Here is a 26,885-nt window from a genome sequence, read left to right as displayed (position 1 = left end):
CGTGCCTGAACTTCCCGAAGTCGAGGTCGTGCGGACCGGCCTGGAAACCGCCGTGTCCGGCGCCGCGATCACGGGTGTCGAAATCTTCGACGAGAGGTCCCTTCGTCGCCACGACCGCTCGCTCGGCGATTTCGAAGCGCTCGTGACCGGCGCCCGGATCGAGGCCGCCGTGCGCCGGGGCAAGTTCCTCTGGTTCCCGCTGGCCGTCGCACCGGGGGAGGCGCCGGGGTCGGGCGCGCGCCGGGCCATCGTGGCCCACCTCGGGATGAGCGGACAGGTGCTGTTGCGTACCCCGGGTGAGACCCCGGAAAAGCTGCTGCGCATCCGCCTAACCCTGCAGAACCCCGAACACGGTGAACTGGCCCTGCACTTCGTGGACCAGCGCATCTTCGGCAGCATGGCCGTCGACACGATGCAGGCCACCGACGACGGCCGGTCGGCCGGTTACGCAGGGCCCGGCATGGCCCCAGGCCGGCCAACCACCGGTACCGCGGATGCGCTCCCGGCCTGGTCCGGCCTCATCCCCAGCCAGGTGGCGCACATCGGCCGGGACCCGCTCGACCCGGCGTTCTCCGCCCCGGCCTTCTACCGAGCGCTGACCCGCACCAGGTCAGGCATCAAACGGGTGTTGCTCGACCAGCAGGTCGTCAGCGGGATCGGCAACATCTATGCGGACGAGGCACTCTTCGACGCCCGGGTGCACTTCGACCAGCCGGCCGCGACGCTGTCCGCGGCGAGCGCCCGCCGCCTACTCACCGCCGTCCGCGCGATTCTGCTGCGGGCGTTGGCCGAGGGCGGCACCAGCTTCGACGCCCAGTACGTGAACGTCAACGGCCAGTCCGGCTACTTCGCGCACAGCCTCAACGCCTACGGGCAACACGGCAAGCCCTGCCCCCGCTGCGGCACCGACCTCGTGCGGGTCAAATTCATGAACCGCTCGTCGCACTACTGCCCGCGCTGTCAGCGGCTGCGCTGACCTTCCGCCAGGCACCCTCGTAGCCCATCGGAACGAAACCGAGCGCCTCGTTGACGTCGAGCATGTAGCGGTTCTCTTCGGCGTTGAACGTGGTCACCGCCGGATGCCAGGGATGCTCACGGGCCAGGCTTTGCAGATTGGCCAGCTTCATGAGCATGCCGAGCCGGTGTCCGCGGTGTTCCCGAAGCACCAGTGTGTCCTCCTGGGTCACGGCCCGGCTGGTGTCGCCGGGCACCGACAGCTCGGTGAAACCGGCCAGGCGACCGCTGGGCCGGTGCAGGACAGCGGTCACCAGCGTCCGGCCAGGGCCTGCCGCGTACGCGTCCTGTTCGCTGCGTAGCCGCTCCACGCTCCACACGTCTTCAGGCTCTTCCAGACCCGCCGTCGGGGCATCCGTCGACATGCGGGTGTACAGCAGGGCCATGTCCTCGAGCCAGCGCTCCGGGGTGCGCCCGGTCCAGGACAGCAACGCATAATCCTCGCCGGCGCGGGCCGCCGCCTCCCTGAGCTGCCGGGCGAGGACGGCGGGGTCCACCGGCAGTTGCAGCCGGCTGCCGCGTTCCACCTGCTCGAGCCGGTACCCCCTGTGCAGCAGAAAACGCACCTCGGGGTTGGCCAGCGGCACCGAACCGAAACCCGTGGGCGGGACGAGGCGTTCGCCGGGGCCGGGCGGGGAAACCGCGTAGATCACCGTGCTGCTGCGGTGCTCGGCGGCGGCCAGGGTCTCCAGGACGTCCAACAGTGCGCTGCCGATGCCCCGGCCCCGCCATTCGGGCAGGACCTCGACGGTGAACCAGGCGAACTCCGACGACGGGTCCGCCTGCGTCTCGTAGGCGGCCCGGCCCACGATCGCCCCCGCGACGCGGGCCACGAACATCCGACGAGGAGAGTGCTCGGGGGTGAGGTAGCCCGGCAGCAGTTCCTCCGCCGACTGGGCCAGCTCACCGGTGCCGTACGCGTGGGCCTCCACCCGGTTGCGCACGTCGACGGCCGCGACGAACTCCGGCCAACCCGTCGCGCCGGGCGCCGCCGGAACGCTCAATTCATCGATGCCCAACGAATGACTCTCCATGTCCGCAGAGCCTAGACCCGGTGTCGCGGAACTGACACACTCCCGGGGGATCTCGAGGCGGTCAGATCCCAGTAAACGAGCGGCGGTCCGGTACCGTGGACTGAGTCAGACACTTTAGCGGGAAGGACGAGCGGGTTGTACCTGAAGAGCCTCACCCTCAAAGGTTTCAAGTCCTTCGCGCAGTCGACGACCTTCGCGTTCGAACCCGGCGTCACCTGCGTCGTGGGTCCCAACGGCTCCGGCAAGTCCAACGTCGTTGACGCCCTGGCCTGGGTGATGGGCGAGCAGGGGGTGAAGACGCTCCGTGGCGGCAAGATGGAGGACGTCATCTTCGCCGGCACCTCCACCAGGGGACCGCTTGGCCGCGCCGAGGTGATCCTGTCGATCGACAACAGCGACGGGGCGTTGCCCATCGAATACGCCGAGGTGACCATCTCGCGCACCCTGTTTCGCAACGGCGGCAGCGAGTACGCCATCAACGGCCGCACCTGCCGGCTGCTCGACGTGCAGGAGCTGCTCAGCGACTCCGGTCTCGGCCGGGAGATGCACGTCATCGTCGGCCAGGGCCAGTTGGATGCCGTGCTGCGCGCCAGCCCGGAGGAACGCCGCGGTTTCATCGAGGAAGCCGCCGGAATCCTCAAGCACCGTCGCCGCAAGGAAAAGACCGTGCGCAAGCTCGAGGCCATGCAGACCAACCTCACCAGGCTCAGCGACCTCGCCGGGGAGATCCGCCGGCAGCTCAAGCCGCTCGGCCAACAGGCTCAGGTGGCCAGGCAGGCCCAGCAGATCGCCGCCACCGTGCGGGACGCGCGGGCGCGGCTGCTCGCCGATGATGTGATCGTGCTGCGCAGGGCCCTTGACGCCCACGGCCGCACCGAAAGCGAACGGCACTCCGAACGCCTGGTGGTCCAAGAACAGCTCGACCACAACCAGGTGCGGGTGCGCCGGCTGGAGGACGCGCAGGTAGGCGATGCCGTGGACATCGCCCGGCGCACGGCGTTCGCCCTTGAATCCGCCCAGGAACGGCTGCGCGGGCTGTACACCCTCGCCAACCAGCGGCTCGCCCTGCTGGGCACCCAGGCTGAACCTGTCGAACGGGCCGCGAGCGTCACCCCGCAGCGGGTCGAGGATGCCGCGGCGGAAGTGGACCGCCTGCGGGCGGGCATCGCGACGGCCGAGGACGCCTGGGCCAGGGCACGCACCACGACGGCCTCGGTGCGCCGCGACTTGGACGCCGTCGACGACGAGATCGCAGCACAGTCCGCCCTCGTCTCCCGTCATGACCTCGAGGTGTCCCAGCTCGCCGGCGAGTCCGACACCGCGGCGTCCCGATTGGCCGCTGTGCGCGGGGAGGTGCTGCGCCAGCAGGATGCCCTCGACTCCGCCCGCGATCGACTCGCCGCATCCCGCCAGCAGCTGGCCGACCTCGACGAGGACGCCGACGACGCGGCGAACGATGTCGACCTCGACGAGGTCGTGGACCTAGCCCAGGCCGAGGTGTCGCAGGCCGAGGCCGAGATCGAGCGGCTCCGCGAGCTCCTGCACGGGCAGGAGCGGGAGCGGGATGCGCTGGGGGCCCGCACGAGCGCCCTCACCCTGGCACTCGGCCAAAAAGACGGTTCCTCCGCCCTCCTCGAAGCCGACCTGGCCGGCATCCGCGGTCTGGTCGCCGAGGTCATGAGCGTGCGCCCCGGTTTCGAGCGCGCCGTCGCGGCGGCGCTCGGCTCCCTCGCCGATGCCGTGGCTGCCGATGACCGGGATGCCGCGGTCGCCGCGGTCGGACACGCAGACGCGCTGCACCTCGGCCGGGTGGAACTGGTGCTCGCCGGGGCCGCCGACGCCGGGTCCGCCGGGTCTGCTGCTCAACCGGACCTCTCCGGCCTGCCGGGAGTCGTGGCCGCGCACACCGTCGTCGACGCACCGCCCGGCGTGCTCGGGCTGCTCGAGGGCACCCTCATCGTCGACGATCTGACCGCCGCCGTCGCGGCATCCGATGCCCTGGCCTCGTCCGGGCAGGGATCGACAGCCACCATCATCACCCGCGCGGGGGATGTGCTCACCGCCCACGCGTTGCGCGGCGGCTCCGGTGCCGCCCCCAGCAAACTGGAACTCGTCACCGAACGTGACGAGGCCGCGCACCGACTGGCCGAGGTGACGAGCCTGCTCGGCATCGTCTCCGGCGATCTCGGCGAACAGCGCACCCTCCTGGCCGGCGCTCGGGACCGGTCCAGGTCGGCCCAGGCCCGGCTCCGCGAGCACAACACCCTGGCGGCCGCCCGCGCGGACCGGCGCAACCGACTGACCGTGCAGGTCGACGCCGCGGCCGCGGAATTTGACAGGCTGTCGGCCGCGGCCGAGCTCGCCGCCTCAGGAGTCGCCGAGGCCGAGAGCGCCGCCAGGAAAGCAGCCGCCGCTCTGGACATCAGACGCTCCACGCCGCGGCCCATCCTCGACGTCACCGCCCGCGACGCCCTGTACGCAGAACTCGAGCGGGCCAGGGAGACCGAGATCGAGTCGCGTCTGCAGGTGGATACCGCCAAAGAGCGCCTGCGTGGCGGCCAGGCCCGCGTTCTCTCCCTGACCCGGCAACTCGAATCCGACCGGGCCGAGGCGGACGCCGCCGCCCGCCGGGCCGTTCTCCGCCGCCGGCAGGTGGATGCAGCATCCGCCGTTGCCGACGCGCTGCCGGCGGTGCTCGCGTCGGTCGACGTCGCCGTGGCCCAGGCGCGGCAGCGGCTGGCCGTCGCCGAGGCCGAACGGACCAGCCAGAACGACGAGCTGAGCACCCTCCGTCGGGCCGAGAGCGAACTGCGCAGCCGGTTGCAGGCCATCACGGAAAACGTACACGGCCTCGAACTGGCGATCTACGAGAAAAAACTGCAGTTGTCGGCGCTTCTCGAGCGCGCCGCCAGCGAACTGGGCCTGGTGGAGGACGTCCTCGTCGGCGAATACGGCCCGGACCAGCTCGTGCCCGCCGACGGCGAGGCCTCATCGGCCACGCCGTACGACCGGGAGGAGCAGCGGGCGCGCCTGGCGGCCGCCGAACGCAAGTATGCCCGTCTGGGGCGGATCAACCCGCTCGCGCTCGAGGAATTCGCGGCGCTGGAACAACGCCACCTATTCCTCACCGAGCAGCTCACCGACCTCACCACCACCAGGGCCGATCTGATTACCATCATCGAGGACATCGACGTGAAGATGGGGACCATTTTCGCCAGCGCTTTCGAAGACACCCAGGCGGCCTTCGCCGAGGTGTTCCCGGTGCTGTTCCCCGGTGGCAGCGGCAGCATCCAGCTCACCGACCCCGCGAACATGCTCACCACCGGGATCGAGGTGTCGGTGAAGCCGGCGGGCAAGAAGATCGAGCGGCTGTCGCTGCTCTCCGGCGGCGAACGGTCGCTGGCCGCTGTGGCCCTGCTCATCGCGATCTTCAAGGCCAGGCCGAGCCCGTTCTACATCATGGACGAGGTCGAGGCCGCGCTGGACGACGCGAATCTGGGCCGGCTGCTGACCATCTTCGAGGATCTGCGGGCCACCAGCCAGCTCATCGTCATCACCCACCAGAAGCGCACCATGGAAATCGCGGATGCGCTGTACGGCGTCTCGATGCGGCAGGACGGAGTGTCCGCTGTGGTCGGCCAGCGCATCGTGCGTGAGACGGAACAGGCGTCCTGAGCCACGTCTCGTGTCGCTACGTCTCGGCTAGGCCGGCAGCGGCCGGTTGCTGCGGAACAGGTTCTCCGGGTCGACCCTCGCCTTGATCCCGGCCAGGCGTTGCAGATCCTCCGGCGTGAACGCCACGCCCAGATCCTGGCCGGCCGCGAGCATCGTCGGCACGATGCGGGGCACACCCACGGCATGCACGGTGTCCTCCAGCGGCTGGAACACCAGATGGCGGTCGGAGGCGGCCGGAACCGGCGCGCCCGGCGGCAGGATCGCCGCCGCGAAGAGCATGAACCCGGCGTCGAGGTGGCCGACGACTCCGTCGGCGCCGACCGTCGGGTCGCCGATCAACCCGCCCAGCGGGCGCAGCTGCAGCAGGGACAGTCCGGCGTAGCTCGCGGTGTGGAACGCCTCGACGAGGCTCGCGATGGTGGCGGTGTCGAGATCGCTGACGGTCCTGGACCAGTCCAGCGTCGCCGAGGGCTCCTGCGGTTCACCGGATACCTCGCCCAGCTGGCCGATCGAGAACGGCCGGCACAGGTTGGCGATGACCGGGGCGATCGACACGAGCGGAGCGAGCAGGGCGCTCCCCGCCGCTTCCGACCCCACAAAAACCGCATCAACCTGGGTGAAGCTCCGCCCGCGCAGAAGCTCGGGCACCTGCTCGACGTCGGGCAGGTTGATCAGGCCCAGGAACAGGCTCAGTTCCGGCGGCGCATCCAGCAGGATGTCGGCCGCGGCTCCGAAGACCACCTCGGCCGATTCGGCGGGAAACAGGATCTTGCCGCCGAAGAGGTCGGCCGCCGGGTACAGCTCGATCTCCAGGGCGGTCACCACGCCGAAAAGCCCGCCGGCGCCTCGCAGGCCCCAGAGCAGATCCGGGTCGCTGTCTTTGGTGACGCGGCGCAGCACCCCGGTGGCGTCGATCAGCTCGACGGCTCGAATCGAGTGCGCGGCCAGCCCCTGCCACCGGCTGAACCAGGAGTGCCCGCCGGAGAGCAGGTACCCCGTGACGCTGACGTCGGGGTTGGTGCCGGCCAGAGCGATCAGGCCGGTGCCGTCGAGACGGTTGAGCAGGGTGACCCAGGGCACGCCGGCGCCGACGCGTGCGAACCGGGCGACGACATTCACGGTGACCTCGTCGAAGGCACTGGTGCGCACGAGGATCTGGCCGGCGAGGTCGGCGGCGGCGCCATGCCCCCGCGGCTGCACGGTCACTCCCAGGCCGGCCTCCCTGGCCGCGACGATGACCTGCCTGAGGTCGCGCACAGAGCGCGGCCGCACGACGGCGCTCGGCTGCTGGTCGACGGCGAGGTTCCACGGGGCGCGGGCGTCGTCCCAGCCTGCTTCGCCGGGCAGCACCAGAGCGCCTTCGAGAATCCCGCTGAGGGCGATGAGGGCAGGATGCGCGCCGGACGCCGGCGATTGCATGGGCTGTGGTGGGGTGCTCATGGGCGTCCTTTCGACGGGCGATGCTTTCACCGACGCAAGGCCGACCCGCGCGGCGACTACCGTGACGATACCCAGCACCGCGGCGGCCCGCCACCCCGGGCGCCGGTGCACCTGTCAGTGTGCGGTGCTTACCCCCAGCAGGTCCTGGCTGATGATCGCGGCCGTGCGGGCACCGGCGCCGGCCGCCACGATCAGCTGCTGGGGTCCGGGCGCCGCGACGTCCCCGGCGGCGTAGAGCCCCGGCACGCTGGTGCGCCCGTTGCGGTCGGTGAGCAACTGGGCGTGCGCGTCCCCGGCGACGTTCAGCCCGGTCAGGAACTCCACGGCGGGATGCCAGAGCGGCCGCACGAACCCGCCGGTGACCGGGATCCGGTCACCGCCAGACACCCGCACCGAGGCGAGCCGCCCCCGGTCGCCTTCGAGGTCGGTGATGCGGCGTCGTTCGACGCTGATGCCGCGCCCGCGCAGCACCCGTTCCTGGCCGGCGGAGACGGCGCCGGTCTCGTCGCTGAAGAGTGCGCCGTTGGTGAACACCGTCAGCGTGCGGGTCCACTGGGAGACCAGGAGCGCCCGGGCGAACAGGTCCTCGGTCTCGCCGATCAGGGCCAGCGGTTGATCACCCAGCTCGTAGCCGTCGCAGGCGGCGCAGCTGAACAGGCTCATGCCATAGAACCCGCGGATGTTGGGAACATCCGGAAGCGTCTCGCGCAGCCCGGTGGCCACGAGCACCGCGCGGCTGGCCACGGTTCGACCGGCACTTGACGGGCTTCCGAGCGTCACGGTGAACGGGTGCGAGTCGTCCTCCTCGGACAGCTCGCGGGTTCGCCGGACCGCGCGCACCGAGGTACGCCGCAAGATCTGGGCGCCTGGATAGCCCTCGACCTCTGCCCTGGCCAGCCGGCGCAGCTCGTGCGGAGGGACCCCGTCCCTGGTGAGGAAGCCGTGCGAGATCATGGTCGCCGCGTTCCGGGGCCGGTCGCTGTCGATGACGAGCACGGTGAGGCGGGCCCTGCTCAGGTTCAGCGCCGCCGAGAGGCCGGCAGGACCGGCGCCGATCACGACGCAGTCGTAGCGGTCCTGGTCGTCGTGCTCCAGGGCCTCAGCCACCGAGTGCGCCCTGGCGAGGCAGCTCGGCGATGACCGGGTGGTCGTAGCCGAGCACACCGGTTTTCGCGGCGCCGCCGGGGGAGCCGAGCTCGACGAAGAAGTCCACATTGGCCCGGTAATAGTCGGACCAGGCTTCGGGCAGGTCGTCCTCGTAGTAGATGGCCTCCACCGGGCAGACCGGTTCGCAGGCGCCGCAGTCGACACACTCGTCGGGGTGGATGTACAGGGACCGTTCGCCCTCGTAGATGCAGTCGACCGGGCACTCGTCGACGCAGGCGCGATCCTTCACGTCCACGCAAGGCAGCGCGATGACATAGGTCACGAGGACACCAGCGAGACTTCGGCGGCGATCAGCACCTGCTCGTCGCGGGGCACGACCTTCACCCGTTCCCGGGTCACCTCCGACAGGTCGGCATCGCCGAGGGCCCGTTCGTGGGCGTCCAGGGCCAGCCAGCCGGGCCAGGTGGTGTAGCGGATGCCGCGCTCGCCGAGCAGTCGCAGGACGGCGTCCTGGGCGGGGTCGGCCGGTTCAGGCAGCAGTGCCAGGTCCTCGACCAGGTGGGTGATCGTCTCCAGTGCGTCGCCCTTGGTGTGGCCGATCAGCCCGACCGGGCCACGCTTGATCCAGCCCGTGGTGTAGAGCCCGGGCAGGGGCGTGCCGTGCTCGTCGATGACGCGGCCTTCGTCGCTGGTGATGACGCCGCGGGCGTCGTCGAAGGGCACATCGGGCAGCGCGCTGCCGCGGTAGCCGACCGCGCGGTAGACGGCCTGCAGCGGGTAGTCGAGGATCTGCCCGGTGCCGCGCACGCCCCCGTCGCCGGTCGGCGTGGTGCGTTCGAAGCGCATCCCCTCGACTCTGTCGGTGCCGTAGACCTCTACCGGGCTGTGCAGGAAGTGCAGGTGCAACCGCCGGGGCGCTCCGGTGGGCTCCCGGGTGAGCCAGCCGTTCAGGGTGCGGCTCATCACCTTGACCTGGTTGCTGGATGCGGCCAGGCGGGCCTCGGAGTCGGCGTCCCTGGGGAAGTCCTCCTCGTAGACGATCACGTCGACGTCGGGGATATCGCCGAGTTCGCGCAGCTCTATCGGGGTGAACTTCACCTGGCCGGGACCGCGCCGGCCGAAGACGTGCACGTCGGTGACCGGCGAGCCCGCCAGGCCGTCGTGCACGTTGGCGGGGATGTCGGTGCTGAGCAGGTCGGCGGGGTGCTTGGCCAGCATCCGCGCCACGTCGAGGGCCACGTTGCCGTTGCCGATCACCGCGATGTCGGTGGCGTCCAGCGGCCAGTCCCGCGGCACATCCGGATGCCCGTCGAACCACGAGACGAAGTCGGCCGCTCCGTAGGATCCGGGCAGGGTGATGCCGGGGATCGGCAGGTCGGCGTCGCGGATCGCCCCGGTGGCGAAGATGACGGCGTGGTAGTGCCGGCGCAGGTCGGCCAGGCTCAGGTCGGTGCCGTAGCCCACGTTGCCGAGGAACCTGATGGTGCCGGCATCGAGCATCTCGTGCAGGGAGGTGACGATGCCCTTGATGCGGGGATGGTCGGGGGCCACGCCGTAGCGGATCAGGCCGTAGGGGGCGGGCAGGGTGTCGAACAGGTCGATGCCGACCTCACCGCCGGTCGCCCGCACGGCCGTGCCGAGGATGTTGCCGGCGTAGATGCCGGCGGGGCCGGCGCCGATGATGGCGACGCGCAGTGGCTGGGGCGCGGAGGGCGTCCGGGTCATGAGTGGCCTTTCGAAAGAGCGGGGTCGGACGTGCGTGACGGGGTGGGGTGAATCGGTGGGTCCTGGTTCGCCTACCGGCGCGCGCCGGGGGTGAGGCCACGGCGGCGCAGGAGCCGGCGCTCGAGCGGGGCGAAGGCGGTCAGTTCCACCAGAATGCCCACGGCGAGGATGACCAGGATGGTCGCGAGCACCGCGGAAAGGTCGGCGAGTTCCCGGCTCTGCTGCAGCATGGTGCCGAGCCCGAATCCGATCGAGCCGCCTACCACGATGATCTCCGCAGCCATCAGGGACCGCCAGGCGAAGGCCCACCCCTGTTTGAGCCCGGAGAAGTACCCGGGCAGGGCGGCCGGGAGCACGACCAGGGTGGCGAGTTCGATGCGGGAGGCGCCCAGCACGGTGCCGACCTTGCGCAGCTGCGGGGGAACCTGGTCGATGCCGGAGACCAGCCCGTTCGCGATCGACGGGACGGCGCCCATCAGCACCACGAAGTAGACGGTGGCGTCGGTCAGGCCGAACCAGATGATCGCGGCGGGCACCCAGGCCACGGACGGCAGCACCTGCAGACCGGACAGGAGCGGCCCGAGGGCACGCCGGAGCAGCCGCCACTCGGCCAGCAGCAGCCCGAGCGGTGTACCGATCGCGACGGCGATGAGGAAGCCGGCTCCGCCGCGGGACAGGCTGGTGAGAACCGCCTGCTGCAGTCGGCCGTCGTTCCACTGCTCGACAAGCGACCCGGCCACGTTCACCGGGCCCGGTGCCAGGTCGGGTCGGGGCTGGGCGATCACGGTGTAGAACTGCCAGGCCACGATCAGCGCCACCACCAGCAGGACCGGTGGCAGCACCCCGCCGAGAAACCGGCGCCAGCGGCCCTTCTCGGTCAAGGGCACGGTCTGGAGGGCGTCCAAACCTGATTCGAGGCGTCGGAGCTCGTCGTGATCACCGACGCTGCGGGGCGCGGCGGAAGAACTGTGCAGCTTGGTGTCAGGCAGCATTGCGGCGGATCTCCTCTCGTAGCTGGTCGGTGATCTCGATGGCCAGGCGGGACACCTCGGGGGACTCGATCCGCCGGGTCCCGGTGTCGTCGATGCGCCATTCGTTGGCGATGCGGCCCGGGCGAGAGGACATGAGCACCACCCGCTGGCCGAGCCGGGCGGCCTCGCGCACGTTGTGGGTGACGAAGATGATGGTGCGGCCGGTCTCCCGCCAGACCCGCTCCAGTTCCTCGTGCAGCAGGTCCCGGGTGATGGCGTCGAGGGCCGCGAAGGGTTCGTCCATCAGTAGGACCTTGCGGTCCTGGGCGAGGGCCCTGGCCAGGGCCACTCGCTGGCGCATGCCGCCGGAGAGCTCGTGCGGGCGTTTCTGGGCGGCATCGGCGAGGTTGACGAGGTCGAGCAGCTCCAGGGCCTGGGCGCGGCGCTGGGATCTGGGCACCCCCCGGAGCTTGAGAGCGAGTTCGACGTTGCGTCCGGCGGTCAGCCACGGGAAGAGCGCCGACTCCTGGAACATCACCGCCGCGTTGCCGCTGGTCACGGTGACCGTGCCCTCGGTCGGGTGTTCGAGACCGGCGATGATGTTGAGCAGGGTGGATTTGCCGCAGCCGGAGGCGCCGAGCAGGCAGAGGAACTCGCCGGTTGCCACGGTGAGGGTGATGTTGTCCAGAACGACAGGGCCGGTCGGTCCGAACCGTTTGCCGAGTGAGTCGATGCGGATTGCCGGAGTCACACCGAGAGGCTGCGTGGTCGGTGCCTGGGGCGTGTCGGTGACGGTCTGCACGATTACTCGGTTCCGAGCCCGGCAGCGGCGACCGGTTGCCCGCCGGCCGCCGTGAGGACCCTGTTCAGCGGTGCCAGGTCGAAGAGCCCGTCCAGGCTCCCGGTTTTGGCGGTGCCGACGTCGACTCCGGCCTGCAGCAATGGAGGGAAGGCCGCCGCGAGCGGGTCGGTCGTGAACGTCACGCCGGTGAGGGCGCGGGCGAGAACTGCGTCCGGCAGCGGCGTTCCGGTGTCCGCAACGAGGGTGCGGTTGATCGCGGCGGCGGCCTGGTCGGGGTTGGCGGTGAGCCAGTCGACTGATGCCGTGTGGCCGGCGACGAGATCCTGCACGGTTTCCGGATGCGCGGCCAGGAAGTCGGTCCCCACCACCAGCACCGTGGTCGGGAACGCGCCGTCCGGCCAGAGCGAGGCCTCATCGACGAGGACGGTGGCACCGGCCTCGAGGATGAACCTGGACACCCAGGGTTCGGGGAGCCACGCGCCGTCGATCTTGCCGCTCTGGAAGAGGGTGAGGGCCTGGGCGTTGTCGGTCGGGGCGATATCCACGTCGACGTCGCCGCCGGTGGTGCTTGTCGAGTAGCCCTGCTCGCCGAGCCAGGAGCGCAGCGCGACATCCTGCGTGTTGCCCAACTGCGGGCTGGCGATCGTGGTTCCAGCCAGGTCGCTCGCGTCGGTGATTCCGGGTCGCACGACCAGCGCGGCCCCGCCGCTGGTGGCCCCGGCCACGATCCGAACCGACTGGCCGGAGCTCTGCACAAAACTGTTCACCGCGGGGTTGGGGCCCAGGTAGGCCGCGTCGATGGCCCCGGCGCTGAGGGCTTCGATGGCGGCGGGGCCGGCGCCGAAGACCTGGGTGGTCAGCGTGGTGTTGCCGAGCGCATCCGCCAGCAGCCCCTGATCCAGCCCGACCAGTGCCGGGGCGTGGGTGACGTTGTCGAAGTAGCCCAATCGGAGCTCGGCGGCCGGCCCGGCCGGTTCCGCGGCACTGCGGGAGACGGAGCATCCGCCCAGCAGCACTGGAATCAGGGCGGCGGCCAACAGGAGGCGGCCGGCCGGACGGGCGGTGCGGGCGCTCATGCCTGCCCTCCGGTTCCGGCAGCAGTCCCGGCAACCGTCCTGGCATTGGTCCCGGCAGCCGTCACGATTCCGGCGGCCAGTGTCGCGCCATCCTGCGGCTGGATCACCAGGAACGCGCCGGCTCTTCGGTTCGCCGCGTAGGTTTCCACCGGGAGGGCGGCGGACAGCCGCACGGTGACCTGTCCGATGTCGTTGATCTCGAGCGCTGGAGCGACTTCGAGGTCCAGGGTGTCCAGGTTGAGCCGGCCGGTGATGGTTCCGACGATGGCCTGCACGGTGTGCGTGCCGAACTTGACCAGCACCCGGGCGCCGGGCTGCAGGGCCCGGGGGTCGAGCCAGAACAGGTCGGCGGCCAGCTCCTTCACGGGTTCGGGCATGGTGCCGGCCGTGCCGATGACGGCGCCGCGGGCGATGTCGAGGTCGTCGCGCAGCCGCAGGGCGACCGACTGCGGTGCCACGGCCTCGTCGAGTGCGATTCCGGCGAAGTCGATGCCGGTCACGACGGTGCTGGCGCCGCCGGGGGTCACCGTGACGGTGTCGCCCACCCGCACGGTTCCTGACGCCACCTGGCCGGCGTACGCCCGGTAGTCGCGGTAGTCCGCGGCGTCTTCCGGCGCAACGGCGACGGCGCCCTGGGGGCGCAGCACGAGCTGCACCGGCAGCCTGAACGACTCCACATTCGTGGCGACGTCGTCAGCGGCGGGCAGGGTCTCCAACAGCTCGAGCAGGCTCGGGCCGTCGTACCAGGGCGTGTTCGGCGACCTCTCGACGACGTTGTCGCCCACGAGGGCCGAAACCGGGATGACGTGCACAGCGCCCAACCCCAGCTCGTCGGTGACCCGGCGCACGGCCGCGGCGACAGCGCCGAACGCGGCCTCGTCGTAATCCTGCAGATCGATCTTGTTCACCGCGATGACGATGTGGGGCACCCGCAGCAGTTTCACGACGGACAGGTGCCTTCGAGTCTGTTCGAGCACGCCCTTGCGCGCGTCGATGAGCATGATGACGGCATCCGCCGTGGTGGCGCCGGTGACCATGTTGCGGGTGTACTGAACGTGGCCGGGGCAATCGGCCAGGATGAACGAGCGCTGATCGGTGGCGAAGTACCGGTAGGCAACGTCGATGGTGATGCCCTGCTCGCGCTCGGCCCGGAGCCCGTCGGTGAGCAGCGCAAAATCGATGCCGCCGGCCGCGCCGCCGAAGCCGCGCTCGGTGGAGGTACGGGTGACGGTGTCGAGCTGGTCGGCGAGGATCGCCTTCGAATCGTGCAGCAGCCGGCCGACCAGGGTGGACTTGCCGTCGTCGACGGAACCGGCGGTCGCGAATCTGAAGAGGGTGCCCTCTGAACGTTCGAGCTGTACCTGAGTCATTAGAAATACCCGTCCTTCTTGCGATCTTCCATGGCGGCTTCTGAGATCCGGTCATCGGCGCGGGTCGCGCCGCGTTCGGTGATGGTGCTCACGGCGATTTCGCGTACGACGTCCTGCACGGATGCGGCGTCGGAGTCGACGGCGCCGGTGCAGCTCATGTCGCCCACGGTGCGGTACCTGACCGTGCGCGAGACGACGGTCTCATTGGCCAGCGGGGCGCTGACCGGGCCGACGGCGCGCCACATGCCGTCGCGACGGTAGACCTCGCGCTCGTGCGCGTAGTACAGCGGGGGCAGCCTGATGCCCTCCCGCTCGATGTAACGCCAGACGTTGAGCTCGGTCCAGTTGCTGATCGGGAACGCCCGTACGTGCTGGCCCACAGTGTGGCGGCCGTTGTAGAGGTTCCAGAGTTCGGGGCGCTGGTTGCGCGGGTCCCACTGGCCGAACTCGTCGCGGAGCGAGAGGATGCGCTCCTTCGCACGGGCCTTGTCCTCGTCGCGGCGGGCACCGCCGAAGACGGCGTCGTGGCGGCCGGCGGCGATCGCGTCGAGCAGCGGCAACGTCTGCAGGGGGTTGCGGGTGCCGTCGGCGCGTTCCGTCAGGCGGCCGTCGTCGATATAGTCCTGCACCCTGGCCACCTCGAGGCGGAGACCCAGACGGGCCACGGTCTCGTCACGGAACTCGAGGACCTCGGGAAAGTTGTGCCCGGTGTCCACGTGCAGGAGCGGGAACGGCACCTTCCCCGGCCAGAACGCCTTCGCGGCCAGGTGCAGCACGACCACCGAGTCCTTGCCGCCGGAGAACAGCAGCACGGGGCGTTCGAACTCGGCGACCACCTCACGGATGATGTGTATCGCCTCGCTCTCGAGCACGTCGAGCTGGCTCAACCCGGTGCTGTCGGTGGAAGCGGCGCGGTCGATGGCGCGGTCGATGGTGGGGGCGGGGAGAGCGTTCACAGGTGGAGTCCGCATTCTGTCTTCGCCAGGCTGGCCCAGCGTCCGGATCGGGGATCGTCGCCTTCGGCGACGGGTTTGGTGCACGGCGCGCAGCCGATGGAGGGGTAGCCCTGGGCCATCAGCGGATTGATCGGCACGTTGTGCGTGCCGGCGTAGTCCAGGATGTCCTCGAAGCTCCAGGCGGCGAGCGGATTGACCTTGACGAGGCCGTTACGTTCGTCCCAGGCGATCAGCGGCGTGTTCGCCCGGGTGGGCGCCTCGTCGCGGCGTACGCCGGTGAACCAGACCTCGTAGCCACCGAGCACCCGGTGCAGGGGATCGACCTTGCGCAGCGCGCAGCACAGGTTCGGGTCCCTGGCGAACAGCTCGGAACCGTGCTCGGCGTCCTGCTCGGTCACCGTGCGCTCGGGCAGCACGTCGACTATGCGTACGGGCAGCAGCCTGGCCACGTCGCCCCGGGTGTCGTGGGTCTGGGCGAAGTGGTAGCCGGTGTCGAGGAAAAGCACGTCAACGCCGGGCAGTCGCCGGGACACGGCGTGGGGGAGCACGGCGTCGGCCATCGAGCAGGCGACCGCGGCGGCCTCCGCGCCGAAGTTGCGGGCCACCCAGGCGATGACCTCGTCGGCGGATGCCTCGTCCAGCTCGGCAGCGCCGGCCGCGGCCAGGGCGCGCAGCTCGTCGGGGGAGCGGCGGGTGCTCGTGGGAGTGCCGGTGCTGCTCATAACAGAGCCTCCTCGTTTGCGCGGTGCGCCCAGACCGCGAAGGTCTCGGTGTCACCCCTGTCGGCCAGGAAACGGAGGACGATGCGCTCCACATAGTCCGCGAGGTCGTCTGCGGTGACCTTGAGACCACGCACGGTGCGGCCGAGGCCGGCCTCATCGCGGCCGACGGAGGCCAGGCCCCCGCCGAGGTGCACCTGGAAACCGGGGACCTGGCCGCCGTTCCCGTCGGCGAGGAGCTGGCCTTTGAGGCCGATGTCGGCGGTCTGGATGCGGGCGCAGGAGTTGGGGCAGCCGTTCACGTGCAGGCTGATCGGTTGCGGCACGTCGATGCCGGCCAAGCGTTTCTCGAGTTCGAGAACGGCGTCGGTCGCGGTCTGCTTGGTCTCGACGATGGCGAGCTTGCAGAACTCGATGCCGGTGCAGGCGATGGTCGTACGGCGGAACAGGCTGGGGCGGGCGGCGAGGCCGAGCGTGTCGAGGGCGGTGATGAGCGGTTCGACGTCTTCTTCTCGGATGTCCAGAAGTACGAGTTTCTGGTGCGGCGTGGTGCGCAGCCGCCCGGAGCCGTGCTGCTCGAGGAGGTCGGCGAGTCGTGTGAGCATGGTGCCGGAGACCCGGCCGACAAACGGGGTGACACCGATGTAGAACCGGCCGTCGATCTGCTTGTGCACGCCGATGTGGTCACCGTGCTGGGTCGGCGTCGGGGCGGGCGGGCCGTCGGGCAGTGCCTCGAACAGATACTCGTCTTCAAGGACCTGACGGAATTTCTCCGGCCCCCAGTCCGCCAGCAGGAACTTCAACCTGGCCTTGTTGCGCAGGCGCCGGTACCCGTAGTCGCGGAAGATGGAGGCAACGCCGAGCCACACGTCGGCGACCTTCTCGGGTGAGACGAAGGCACCCAGGCGCTCGCCGAGCCGGGGGTTGGCCGAGAGGCCGCCACCCACCCAGAGGTCGTAACCGAGGCCGAGCTCCGGATGCCGCAGGGCGACGAAGCCGACGTCGTTGATCTCGTGCACAACATCCTGGCTCGGGTGCCCGGTCAGAGCGGTCTTGAACTTGCGGGGGAGGTTCGCGAGTTCGGGGACCCCGATGTACCGCGCCGTGATGTCGGCGATCGTGCCAGTCGGGTCGAGGAGTTCGTCGACGGCGATGCCGGCGACGGGGGAGCCGAGCACCACGCGAGGCACATCGCCGCAGGCTTCGGTGGTCTGCAGGCCGACGGCCTCGAGGCGGCGCCAGATTTCGGGAACGTCCTCGACCCGGATCCAGTGCAGCTGGATGTTCTGCCGGTCGGTGAGATCGGCGGTGTCCCGGGCGAATTCCTCGGAGATCTGACCGATGACCCTCAGCTGGCCGGTGCTGAGCTGGCCGCCGTCGATGCGCACCCGCAGCATGAAATAGGCGTCTTCGAGTTCGTGGGGTTCGAGGGTCGCGGTCTTTCCGCCGTCGATACCGGGCTTGCGCTGAGTGTAGAGGCCCCACCAACGGAACCGGCCGTGCAGGTCCGTGCTTTCGATGGAGTCGAACCCGTCTCGGGAATAGATCTTCTCGATCCGCTCGCGCACGTTCAGCCCGTTGTCTACTTGCTTCCAGGCCTCGTTGCCGTTGAGCGGCTCGGTGCCGTCGACTTTCCACTGGCCGTTCGGCCGGGAGGCGGGTCGCGGACGATGGCCGGCCTCGGTCTGCGGCTGGGTGGTCTGGCTCTGTGGCACTGAGGTCCTCCTCGTTGAACGCGGGCGCTGCTCCGCCAGGCTGCGCGGCGTGCTGGGAAATCTACCGAGCCTGCGCCGCAACGTCATGGCGAGGCGTCACAGCCGGTCACGCTCCGTAGCGGGGCGTCACGAAGGCGCGGCCGACGCCCCGAGTGAATATGGTGTCGCGGTGCGCACTGGTGCCCGGCGTCGACGGCGGGGTCGGCAGCCGAGCCATAGGCTAGGGGCATGGCAGAACGCACCCCGTGGTCCCTCTCCGGCGCATTGCGCGGAGTGTTCGCGAAGAAAACCATCGACGCCGATACCTGGGATGACCTCGAGGACTCGTTGATCCAGGCCGATTTCGGCCCCGACATCACCGATGCGATCGTGGCAGAGCTGCGCGCCAAGGTGTCGCGGTACAACACCACGGACCCCAAGGACCTGCACCGGATGCTCCGCGAGGGCATCGAGGAGCGCCTGGCGAAGCTCGATCCCACGCTGAACCTCAGCGCCCGGCCTGCCGTGGTGCTCGTGGTCGGTGTCAACGGGGTGGGGAAGACCACCACCATCGGAAAATTCGCCAAGTTCCTGCGCGTCCACGACCGCAGCGTCCTGATCGGGGCCGCCGACACCTTCCGTGCCGCCGCTGTGGAGCAGCTCGCCACCTGGGCGGAACGGGCCGGCGCGGACATCGTGAAACCGCAGGCCCAGGGCCAGGACCCGGCATCCGTTGCCTTTCAGACCGTCGAACGTGCCGTCAACACGGGTACCGAGATCGTGATCATCGACACCGCCGGCCGGTTGCAGACCAAGGGCGGGCTGATGGATGAGCTCACCAAGATCCGTCGGGTCATCGAGAAGCAGACCCCGATCTCCGAGGTGCTCCTGGTGCTGGATGCCACGACCGGCCAGAACGGTCTCGCGCAGGCGGAGGCATTCATCGAGCACGCCGGGGTGACCGGCCTCGTGCTGACCAAGCTCGACGGGTCGGCCAAGGGCGGTTTTGTCCTGGCCGTTCAGGAAAAAACAGGAATTCCCATCAAACTCGTCGGGCAGGGTGAGGGAATCAACGACCTCACCGGTTTCACCCCGCACGTTTTCGCACAAAAACTCGTCGGATAGGACGCCCCTCATGACCATCGAACATGACTTTTTCGGAATCCTCGGCAGCGACGACGACAGCGGCGAGGTGTACTGGTCCGATACCGCTGAGCTGGGTGACCAGAACGTCGAAATCGACGTGAGCTCACCCGACGAAGACTCGGTGTCGGTTGAGGCCCTCGATATCGTCGCGGCCATGATCAACGCCCTGGAAGACCTCGATTCGCAGGCTCGCGAATCACTCGTCGCCGATCTGAGCGCCGAGGTCTCGGTCACCAGCCAGTTCATCGTCGCGCAGTTCGAGGAGCTCGACGCCGAGGTGCTCGAGGACGCCCTGATCTGGGACTCCGGGGACAAGCAGATCGATTACCTGCGCTCTCTCCAGTTGCAGCGCATCGGGTTCCACCCGCATCACGTCGGCAACGACCAGCATTTCGCGGTGCTCGACTACTCGATCAGCCCGCACGAGACCGATGCCCTGCTCGTTGTGACCCTGGACGTACACGGCGACACCATCGTGATCGCCGCCGACAGCTGATATTCGGCCTCGTCACATACCGAAGGCCCCCGGAGCGATCCGGGGGCCTTCGATGTGTGCGGAGCGTGGCGATTCAGCCCAGGTGCATGGCCGACTCGGTGCCGAGCAGGTCCTCCGGCTTCGGGCGCACCATGAAGAACGCGACGGGGGCGGCCACCAACACGCCCACGGCGGCCCAGAAGAAGGCGGCCTGATAGCCGTCGACGAAGGCCTCCAGCTGGGCGACGGGGGTGCCGTCGCCGCCGGCCAGCGAGGCCGCAATGGCCGAGGTGTAGAGCACTGTGAAGACCGCGGAGCCGATCGATCCGCCGATCTGCTGCACGGCGGTGACCGCGGCGCTGGCGGCGCCGGCGTCGTGGGCGTCGATGCCGGCCAGTGCCACGTTTTGCAGTGGCACAAAGATCATCGCCAGGCCCGCACCCATCAGAATGAGGCCGGGCAGCACCTCAACGACATAGCTGCCGTCGACGGTGATGCGGGAGAGATAGAACAGCCCGGCGGCCACGACGACAGGTCCCACGGTCATCGGCACGCGAACGCCGATGCGGGGCAGGAACTTGGACAGCACAGTGGCGCCGACCATGATCGTCGCGGTCATCGGCAGGGAGGCCAGTCCGGATTCCAGCGGCGAGAAGCCCAGCACGATCTGCAGGTGGAAGGTGAGGAAGAGCAGGCCGCCCAGCAGTGCGGCGCCGGTGAGCGTGCCGGTGATGAACGCGCCTCCGCGCACCTTGTCGGCCAGGATCCGCAGCGGCAGCAGCGGGTGGTTGGACCGGCTCTCGACGAGCACGAAGAGGCCCAGGAGCACGACGCCCAGCGGGATGAAGACGAGGACCTGCCAGGCCGACCAGCCGTTCTCGGCCTGGGCGAATCCGAAGACCAGCGAACCGAGTCCGAGAGCAACCAGAATCGCGCCGGGCACGTCGTACCGGGTGTTGCCGTGGGCCTTGCTCTCCCGGATGATCGGGATGGCCGCGGCGATGGCGATGATCGCGATCGGCACGTTCACGAGCAGGCACCAGCGCCAGCTGGCGTACTCGGTGAGCACCCCGCCGAGCACCAGGCCCACCGCGGCGCCACCGCCGGCGATCGCACCGTAGACCGAGAAGGCCTTGATACGGTCCTTGCCACCGGGGAAATTGACCGTGAGCAGGGCCAGCGAGGCCGGGGCCAGTAGCGCGGCGAACAGGCCCTGCAGGCCGCGGGCTGCCAGGAGTTCCCAGGTGCTCTGCGCCATGCCGCCGAGCGTGGAGGCGACCGCGAAGCCGGCCATGCCCACGATGAAGGAGCGCTTGCGGCCCCAGTAGTCGGCAATGCGGCCGCCGAGGAGCAGCAGCGCGCCGAAGACCAGGGCATAGAGGGTGACGACCCAGGTGCGGTCGCCGTCGCTCATGCCGAGGTCGCTCTGGGCGTGAGGGAGGGCGATGTTGACGATGGTGCCGTCGAGCACGACGGTCAGCTGGGCGAGGGCCACGATGGCCAGCAGCCACCACCGGCGGGGGTGGTGAGCGTGGGCTTCGGTAGAGGAGTCGGGCGATGGAGGGGTGGAAACCGGGGAAACGCCGGTCGCGCTCGATTGTGACATGCCGAGAACTATACCAAACGAACTAGTTCGTTTTGTTACACTGTTGGCATGAAAAGAGTCGATTCACCGTCCGGGCTGCCGCCGACGGAGCCAGCGCCCACACGTCAGCGCATCCTCGAGGCCGCGAGGGTGGAATTCGCCGCTTACGGGCTCGCCGGTGCCCGCATCGACCGGATCGCCCGCAACGCCTCGGCCAGTAAGGAGCGCCTCTACGCCTACTACCGGCACAAGGCGGACCTCTTCAGCGCGGTCCTGGAACTGAACCTGATCGAGTTTGCGAGCGCGGTGGAGCCGGGCGCAGGGGAGTCCCTGCCCGAGTTCGCGGGCGCACTCTACGACTACTCGGTCGCGCATCCGGAGTACCTGCGGATGATCGACTGGGCCAATCTGGAGGGCCAGGACCTGATCAACCCGCCGCTGGCCCTCGTCGAGGATTTCCACGCCGAGCGGGTCCGCGCGGTCATCGCACTGCAGGCGGGCGGAAGCGTCGACGCATCCTGGGACCCCGACCACCTCAACGCCCTCGTGTTCGGGATCGTCTCGTGCTGGATCCACGAGCCTGCCGCCGCCCTGGCCGCCGCCCGGGCGCCGGATCCCGCCACCGTCGCCGCCCGGCGGGCCAGTGCGGTGCGCGCTGTCGAACGATTGATCGGTTAAACTAAGACCACAATGGCTACTTTTGGAAACCTCTCAGATCGCCTCGCCGAGACGTTTAAAAATCTCCGCACCAAGGGCAAGCTCAGCGCCGCGGATGTCGACGGCACCGTCCGCGAGATCCGGCGCGCCCTTCTCGACGCCGACGTGGCGCTTGAAGTGGTCAAGGACTTCACCGGCAAGGTGCGCGAACGCGCCCTCGGCGACGAGGTCAGCAAGGCGCTGAATCCGGCCCAGCAGGTCGTGCAGATCGTCAACGAGGAGCTCATCCAGATTCTCGGTGGCCAGCAGCGCCGCCTGGAATTCGCGAAGAAGCCGCCGACCATCATCATGCTCGCCGGTCTCCAGGGTGCGGGTAAGACCACCCTGGCCGGCAAGCTCGCCAAGTGGCTGGCAAAGGACGGCCACACGCCGATCCTGGTCGCCGCCGACCTGCAGCGTCCCAACGCCGTCACCCAGCTCGAGGTCGTCGGAGCGCAGGCGGGTGTGCCCGTGTACGCCCCCGAGCCCGGCAACGGCGTCGGCAACCCGGTCAAGGTGGCCCGCGACGGCGTCAAGTTCGCTCAGCAGAAGCTGCACGACGTGGTCATCGTCGACACCGCAGGACGTCTCGGCGTCGACGCCGAGATGATGAAGCAGGCCGCGGACATCCGCAAGGCCATCGACCCCGACGAGGTGCTCTTCGTCATCGACGCCATGATCGGTCAGGACGCAGTGGCGACGGCCCGTGCATTCCAGGACGGCGTCGACTTCACCGGTGTCGTGCTGTCCAAGCTCGACGGCGACGCCCGCGGTGGTGCGGCACTGTCGGTGGCGTCGATCACCGGCCGACCGATCATGTTCGCGTCCACGGGAGAGGGCCTGGACGACTTCGAACCGTTCCACCCCGACCGCATGGCCAGCCGGATCCTCGACCTCGGTGACATCCTCACACTGATCGAGCAGGCTCAGGGTGCGTTCGATGAGGACGAAGCGCGCAAGATCGCGGAGAAGTTCTCCACCGACACCTTCACCCTCGACGACTTCCTCGGCCAGATGCAGCAGCTGCGCAACATGGGCTCGATCAAGAAGATGATGGGCATGCTGCCCGGCGCCGGCGCCATGAAGCAGCAGCTGGACAACTTCGACGAGCGGGAGATCGTGCGCACCGAAGCGATCATCCAGTCGATGACCAAGGCCGAGCGGGTCACACCCAAGCTCCTGAACGGTTCACGGCGCCTCCGCATCGCGCGCGGTTCCGGGTCGACCGTCACCGAGGTGAACCAGCTCGTGCAGCGGTTCGAACAGGCCGCCAAGATGATGAAGACCGTGGCCAAGGGCGGCATGCCCAACATCCCCGGCATGGGTCCGATCCCCGGCGGTATGGGCGGCAAGCGTCCCCAGGTGCAGCAGAAAAAGAAGGGCTCGAAGTCGGGCAACCCGGCCAAGCGTGCCGCGGAGAATGCGGCAATCGCCTCCGGTGAAAAGGTCGGCGGCGCTCCCGCCGCCGGCGGCTCAGGTTTCGGTCTGGGCGGCGGAGCCAAGGCCGGCGGACCGTCGGCCGAGGAGATGGCGGCACTGCAGAAGATGCTCGGCCGCTAAAGCGCCCGGATGTCGCATGCCGGCGTCGCCGAAATGGGTGTGGCCGGGGATTAGGATCTTGCAATGACCTCTCCCCAGCCCCGCCCCGTGCGCCTCGGCGTGCAGATCGCCCCGCAGCACGCCGACTACACGTCGATCCGGAACACCGTTGCGGCGGTCGAAGCCCTCGGCGTTGACGTCGCCTTCAACTGGGATCATTTCTTCCCGCTCTCCGGCGACCCGGAGGGGCTGCACTTCGAATCCTGGACCCTGCTGGCCGCCTGGGCCGAACAGACCAGCGTCATCGAGATGGGCGCACTGGTCAACTGCAACAGCTACCGCAACGCCGACCTGCAGGCGGACATGGCCCGCAGCATCGACCACATCAGCGGCGGCCGCTTCATCTTCGGCACCGGCTCGGGCTGGTTCGAACGCGACTATGACGAGTACGGCTACGACTTCGGTACCGTCGGCACCCGCCTGGACGCCCTCGCCGCAGACCTGCCTCGCATCGAGGCGCGCTGGGACAAGCTCAACCCGGCGCCGGTTCGCGACATCCCGGTACTCATCGGCGGTGCGGGTGAGAAGAAGACGCTGCGTATCGTGGCGCAGCACGCGGACATCTGGCACTCGTTCTCCACCCCAGAGGTCCTCACCCACAAACTCGGCGTCCTGGGCACCTGGTGCGACACCGTCGGGCGTGATGTCAGTGAGATTGAAATCTCCACCGAACTGCGCGGCAAAACCACCGAGGAAGCTGACGAACTCTATGGACTCGGCACCACCCTGTTCACCCTCGGAATCTCCGGTCCCGCCTACGATCTCGCGCCCGTGGAGGACTGGCTCGCCTGGCGCGACAGCAAAAACGCCTGATATAGGCCCGGTGAGGTGGCCTGTCCTCGTCGGGTCAGAACGGCGGGTTTTCGGGCACCGGCGGGGTCGGCTTCCGGGTCGGCCGCTGCCGGGGCATCAGGTAGGTCTCGTCGGCGGGCCGCTTCCAGGTCTTCGGCCCCATCACCGGTGGCCGTGGCCGGGGTGGTCCCATCGGGTTGGCGGGGTCGGTGCGGTAGCTGCGTTTCCCGGGGGAGGTCCAGTGCAGGATCCCGTCGGGTTCCTGGGTGACTCGCCACTGGCTGAGGTGTTTGAGTCGGTGGTGGGGTTCGCAGAGGTGGGCGAGGTTGTCACTGTCGGTGTTGCCGCCGCCGGCCCAGGGGTCGGTGTGGTCGACGTCGCTGGTCACCGCGGGTCGGGAACAGCCCGGGAACCGGCAGGTTTCATCGCGCACCCGCAGGTATTTCTTCATGGCCTTGGTGTTCTTGTGCTGGGTTTTGCCCAGCGAGAGCACCACCCCGGTTTCCGGGTGGGTCAGCAGCCGGGTGAAGCTCGGTGCGTGCCCGGCGATCTCCCGCGCGGCCTCGGGGGAGATGGGCCCGTACCCTTCGAGGGTGGCGGGTTCCTCGTCCAAGCCCAGCAGGGTCAGCACGGGCACCGTCACCATGACCGTGCCGCGGATGCCACCACCCATCCCGTCGGGCGTGATTCCGTCCAGCAACAGGGCGGCGGTGATGTCGGCGCGGAGCTGGTCGAGGGTGCGGGTCGGGGAGTCGTCGGCCGGGTCCTGCGCGATGCCGAAGGCCGCGCCGTTGCTGCTGGCGTCATCCGTTTGGTCGGCCGGGCTCGGGTCGCCGAGGTGCTTGAGCTTCACGGCCATCGTGTTGATGCGGTCGTAGGCGGCCTTGGTGTCGTGCGCGGTGCCGTACCAGTGCAACCAGGCCATTCCATCCGGGGCGGCCTCCCAGTACGAACGCCGGTCGGCCAGCGCGTTCCGGTGCCGGGTCACGATCGACTCCGGGTGCAGTCTCTCCCGTAGCCGGCGGGCCTTGTCACGGAACCGGCCCACCGGCAGGCGTTTCGCGTCGGGCAGCACCTTCTCTTCAAACGCCGCCTGGCCCCCATCGGGCAGGGTGAGTAGCTGCCCGAGCAGGGTCGTGGCGTGCCGGTAGCTGATCTCGCCTCTGGAGAACGCCGCGAACGTGGCCGGTGCGTAGGAGCTGAGGAATCGGGCTTCGTCCAGTTGCCGGTCGATGGTGCGCTCGGCCACCCGGGTCAGACACGCCGTCTCACTCACGATCGTGCGACGGGCGACCTCCCGGTCGTCCCACCGGTTGTAGGTGGCGGCGCGGGCCTGGTCCTCGGTCATGCTGGCCGCGTTGTCGTCGGTGAGGCGGATGTTCGCCGGGTTGCCGTGCAACCGGGAGGCGACCTGGGGTTGTTCGCTCCAGTCCTGCAGGTCCAGCAGGTGCTCGATCCGGCGGGCCTGGGCCCGGGCGATGAGGCGGTCATCGGCCGCGATCCGTTCGGTGTGCCGGACCAGATCGGTCTGGACACGGTCGTCCAGGGTGAGCTCCGGAGAGTAGTCGTCATCGTCCGGAGCTGGCGGTAGTACCTCGTCAGCGATACTCATACTGAGATCGTCTCACCTACCACCGACACTCACCCCGCCCCGGTCACGGCATCCGCGAACCGTGAGAAAAGCCCCAGAATTCGCGAGTCTTTGGTGCTTAATTCCCGGTTCGCGAGGGTGGGGCCGGCGGGAGCAGACCCTCGCGGAGCTCGCGGCTGAGGGCGGCGACCACGGCGGGGAGGTCACCGTTGTGCGTGGCCGCCACGGCCAGCTGACGCTGGTAGCTGGCACCGTGGTCGAGGATCAGGTTCAACTGCAGCAACTCGGTCAGGCAGCCGAGGCGCTCGGCGGTGGGGGAGAGCACCTCGACGAGGCGGCGCACCTCGTCGGTGACCATCCGCTCGGTGCCGGTGGAGCTCACTATGATCTCGGCCGCCAGCCCGTACCGGGCCGCCCGCCACTTGTTCTCACGCACGAACCAGGGCTGCATGGTGGGCACCGGCCGGCCCTCGTCGATCTCCGTCGACATCCACTCGACCACACACTGAATGAACGCGGCGATCGCCCCGAGCTCTTCCACCGTCGATACTCCGTCGCAGGCGCGCACCTCGATGGTGCCCCAGCGCGGCGACGGGCGGATGTCCCAGCGCACTTCGGAGGCGTCCTCGATAATTCCGGTCACCGTGAGGTCGTTGACGTACTCCTCCCACGCGGCCCAGTCCTCGAGGCGCCAAGGCAAACCGGCCGTCGGAAGCTGCTGGAACATCTGGGCGCGGTTGGAGGCGTAGCCCGTGTTGACCCCGGCCCAAAACGGGCTGGACGCGCTGAGCGCCTGCAGGTGCGGCACGAAGCTCAGTAGGCCGTTGAGGATCGGGATGACCTTGTCGCGGTCCTCGATGCCCACGTGCACGTGAATGCCCCAGATCATCATGTTGCGACCCCACCACTGGGTGCGGTCGATGAGCTTGTGGTACCGCTTCTTATCGGTGACCTGCTGGTCGAACCATTGCCCGAACGGATGTGAACCCGAACAGATCGGGTCGACGCCCAGAGGGTCGGTGATGGCACGCACCTCGGCGACCTGCCCGGCGACGTCGCCGACAGCGCCGGCCACGGTGTGGTGCACCCCGGAAACGAGCTCAACGGTGTTCAGGAGGAGCTCTCCGGTGATGTGCGGGTGTGGGGAGCCGTCCGGCCCCCTGAGAGCGTCGAGTACCTCGTCGGCGATCGACACGAGGTCTCCGGTCGCGCGGTCGACCAGGGCGAGTTCCCACTCGATCCCCACCGTCGACCGCTCGGAGCGAGCGAATTCGATTCCCACTCTTTCGATACCCACGGTGGTGCCCTTCGTGCTTCGAGTCATGCTTCGAGGCCCCGATGCGGGGCGATGTGGCACAATCCTGACAGCTAAACCGTGCCGGCGCGGTTCGCCGCGCTACACGGGGTCACGGTGTCGG

Annotated in this window: 22 protein-coding genes; 7 read left to right on the top strand and 15 right to left on the bottom strand. The window is 69.1% G+C overall.

Annotation, left to right across the window (positions count from 1 at the left end; genetic code table 11):
* Window position 1 precedes the first annotated feature (1 nt).
* Complete coding sequence (gene mutM / locus E3T19_RS06035) at window positions 2-976, top strand: bifunctional DNA-formamidopyrimidine glycosylase/DNA-(apurinic or apyrimidinic site) lyase (RefSeq protein ID WP_134408346.1); 975 nt, start codon at window positions 2-4, stop codon at window positions 974-976.
* On the opposite strand, the gene E3T19_RS19550 is transcribed toward mutM, so the two are convergent.
* The gene (locus E3T19_RS19550) at window positions 927-2,048 is read right to left on the bottom strand and encodes a GNAT family N-acetyltransferase (protein ID WP_134408345.1); all 1,122 of its coding nucleotides are present in this window, start codon (window positions 2,046-2,048) and stop codon (window positions 927-929) included. The two genes, mutM and E3T19_RS19550, sit on opposite strands and share 50 nt — an antisense overlap.
* Before the next feature lie 135 nt (window positions 2,049-2,183).
* On the opposite strand from E3T19_RS19550, the gene smc reads away from it, so the two are divergent.
* A complete protein-coding gene (gene smc, locus E3T19_RS06025) occupies window positions 2,184-5,723 on the top strand; it encodes a chromosome segregation protein SMC (RefSeq protein WP_134408344.1) in 3,540 nt (1,179 codons plus the stop codon).
* A gap of 27 nt (window positions 5,724-5,750) precedes the next feature.
* Here smc and E3T19_RS06020 read toward each other — a convergent pair whose 3' ends face one another.
* The 11 genes from E3T19_RS06020 to E3T19_RS05970 all read right to left on the bottom strand — a co-directional run bounded on the left by E3T19_RS06020 (window position 5,751) and on the right by E3T19_RS05970 (window position 17,691).
* Complete coding sequence (locus E3T19_RS06020; RefSeq protein WP_088456494.1) at window positions 5,751-7,163, bottom strand: FAD-binding oxidoreductase; 1,413 nt, start codon at window positions 7,161-7,163, stop codon at window positions 5,751-5,753.
* 114 nt (window positions 7,164-7,277) lie between these two features.
* Window positions 7,278-8,270 carry an NAD(P)/FAD-dependent oxidoreductase gene (locus E3T19_RS06015; RefSeq protein ID WP_240632196.1) on the bottom strand — a complete coding sequence of 331 codons (993 nt, stop codon included), beginning with the start codon at window positions 8,268-8,270 and terminating at the stop codon, window positions 7,278-7,280.
* A complete protein-coding gene (gene fdxA / locus E3T19_RS06010) occupies window positions 8,263-8,592 on the bottom strand; it encodes a ferredoxin (protein WP_088456492.1) in 330 nt (109 codons plus the stop codon). Before fdxA ends, E3T19_RS06015 begins: the two co-directional genes overlap by 8 nt.
* The gene (locus E3T19_RS06005; protein ID WP_088456491.1) at window positions 8,589-9,995 is read right to left on the bottom strand and encodes an FAD-dependent oxidoreductase; all 1,407 of its coding nucleotides are present in this window, start codon (window positions 9,993-9,995) and stop codon (window positions 8,589-8,591) included. The genes fdxA and E3T19_RS06005 overlap by 4 nt, the downstream gene beginning before the upstream one ends.
* 71 nt (window positions 9,996-10,066) lie before the next feature.
* Window positions 10,067-10,987, bottom strand: coding sequence for an ABC transporter permease (locus tag E3T19_RS06000; protein WP_088456490.1), 921 nt, complete (start codon window positions 10,985-10,987; stop codon window positions 10,067-10,069).
* A complete protein-coding gene (locus E3T19_RS05995) occupies window positions 10,977-11,717 on the bottom strand; it encodes an ABC transporter ATP-binding protein (RefSeq protein WP_198414946.1) in 741 nt (246 codons plus the stop codon). Before E3T19_RS05995 ends, E3T19_RS06000 begins: the two co-directional genes overlap by 11 nt.
* 53 nt (window positions 11,718-11,770) lie before the next feature.
* Entirely contained in the window at window positions 11,771-12,844 is a 1,074-nt protein-coding gene (locus E3T19_RS05990; protein WP_134408342.1) for an ABC transporter substrate-binding protein, read from the bottom strand.
* A complete protein-coding gene (locus E3T19_RS05985) occupies window positions 12,841-14,214 on the bottom strand; it encodes a sulfate adenylyltransferase subunit 1 (protein ID WP_088456487.1) in 1,374 nt (457 codons plus the stop codon). The genes E3T19_RS05990 and E3T19_RS05985 overlap by 4 nt, the downstream gene beginning before the upstream one ends.
* The gene (gene cysD / locus E3T19_RS05980) at window positions 14,214-15,185 is read right to left on the bottom strand and encodes a sulfate adenylyltransferase subunit CysD (RefSeq protein WP_134408341.1); all 972 of its coding nucleotides are present in this window, start codon (window positions 15,183-15,185) and stop codon (window positions 14,214-14,216) included. Before cysD ends, E3T19_RS05985 begins: the two co-directional genes overlap by 1 nt.
* Complete coding sequence (locus E3T19_RS05975; RefSeq protein WP_088456485.1) at window positions 15,167-15,892, bottom strand: phosphoadenylyl-sulfate reductase; 726 nt, start codon at window positions 15,890-15,892, stop codon at window positions 15,167-15,169. The genes cysD and E3T19_RS05975 overlap by 19 nt, the downstream gene beginning before the upstream one ends.
* Entirely contained in the window at window positions 15,889-17,691 is a 1,803-nt protein-coding gene (locus E3T19_RS05970) for a nitrite/sulfite reductase (RefSeq protein WP_134408340.1), read from the bottom strand. The genes E3T19_RS05975 and E3T19_RS05970 overlap by 4 nt, the downstream gene beginning before the upstream one ends.
* 141 nt (window positions 17,692-17,832) lie before the next feature.
* Here E3T19_RS05970 and ftsY point away from each other — a divergent pair, with 141 nt between their 5' ends.
* A complete protein-coding gene (gene ftsY / locus E3T19_RS05965; RefSeq protein WP_088456483.1) occupies window positions 17,833-18,708 on the top strand; it encodes a signal recognition particle-docking protein FtsY in 876 nt (291 codons plus the stop codon).
* 10 nt (window positions 18,709-18,718) lie between these two features.
* The gene (locus E3T19_RS05960) at window positions 18,719-19,225 is read left to right on the top strand and encodes a DUF2004 domain-containing protein (protein WP_088456482.1); all 507 of its coding nucleotides are present in this window, start codon (window positions 18,719-18,721) and stop codon (window positions 19,223-19,225) included.
* 73 nt (window positions 19,226-19,298) lie between these two features.
* Here the strand turns inward: E3T19_RS05960 and E3T19_RS05955 are convergent, their stop codons facing one another.
* Window positions 19,299-20,810, bottom strand: a complete 1,512-nt coding sequence (locus tag E3T19_RS05955; RefSeq protein WP_134408339.1) for an MFS transporter — start codon at window positions 20,808-20,810, stop codon at window positions 19,299-19,301.
* Between the two features lie 48 nt (window positions 20,811-20,858).
* On the opposite strand from E3T19_RS05955, the gene E3T19_RS05950 reads away from it, so the two are divergent.
* The 3 genes from E3T19_RS05950 to E3T19_RS05940 all read left to right on the top strand — a co-directional run bounded on the left by E3T19_RS05950 (window position 20,859) and on the right by E3T19_RS05940 (window position 23,897).
* Entirely contained in the window at window positions 20,859-21,467 is a 609-nt protein-coding gene (locus E3T19_RS05950) for a TetR family transcriptional regulator (RefSeq protein ID WP_088456480.1), read from the top strand.
* Window positions 21,468-21,479: 12 nt separating this feature from the next.
* Complete coding sequence (gene ffh / locus E3T19_RS05945) at window positions 21,480-23,045, top strand: signal recognition particle protein (RefSeq protein ID WP_088456479.1); 1,566 nt, start codon at window positions 21,480-21,482, stop codon at window positions 23,043-23,045.
* A gap of 63 nt (window positions 23,046-23,108) precedes the next feature.
* On the top strand, window positions 23,109-23,897 hold the full coding sequence (locus tag E3T19_RS05940) for an LLM class F420-dependent oxidoreductase (RefSeq protein WP_134408338.1): 789 nt from the start codon (window positions 23,109-23,111) through the stop codon (window positions 23,895-23,897).
* A 34-nt stretch (window positions 23,898-23,931) separates the two neighbouring features.
* On the opposite strand, the gene E3T19_RS05935 is transcribed toward E3T19_RS05940, so the two are convergent.
* Both E3T19_RS05935 and E3T19_RS05930 read right to left on the bottom strand, forming a co-directional pair.
* On the bottom strand, window positions 23,932-25,488 hold the full coding sequence (locus E3T19_RS05935) for an HNH endonuclease signature motif containing protein (protein WP_134408337.1): 1,557 nt from the start codon (window positions 25,486-25,488) through the stop codon (window positions 23,932-23,934).
* A gap of 97 nt (window positions 25,489-25,585) precedes the next feature.
* The gene (locus E3T19_RS05930; protein WP_370028126.1) at window positions 25,586-26,791 is read right to left on the bottom strand and encodes a glutamate--cysteine ligase; all 1,206 of its coding nucleotides are present in this window, start codon (window positions 26,789-26,791) and stop codon (window positions 25,586-25,588) included.
* Between the last annotated feature and the right edge of the window lie 94 nt (window positions 26,792-26,885).

This window comes from Cryobacterium sp. TMT4-31 (assembly GCF_004403385.1).
Lineage (GTDB): Bacteria > Actinomycetota > Actinomycetes > Actinomycetales > Microbacteriaceae > Cryobacterium > Cryobacterium zongtaii.
This window is presented reverse-complemented; position numbering and strand designations above follow the sequence as displayed.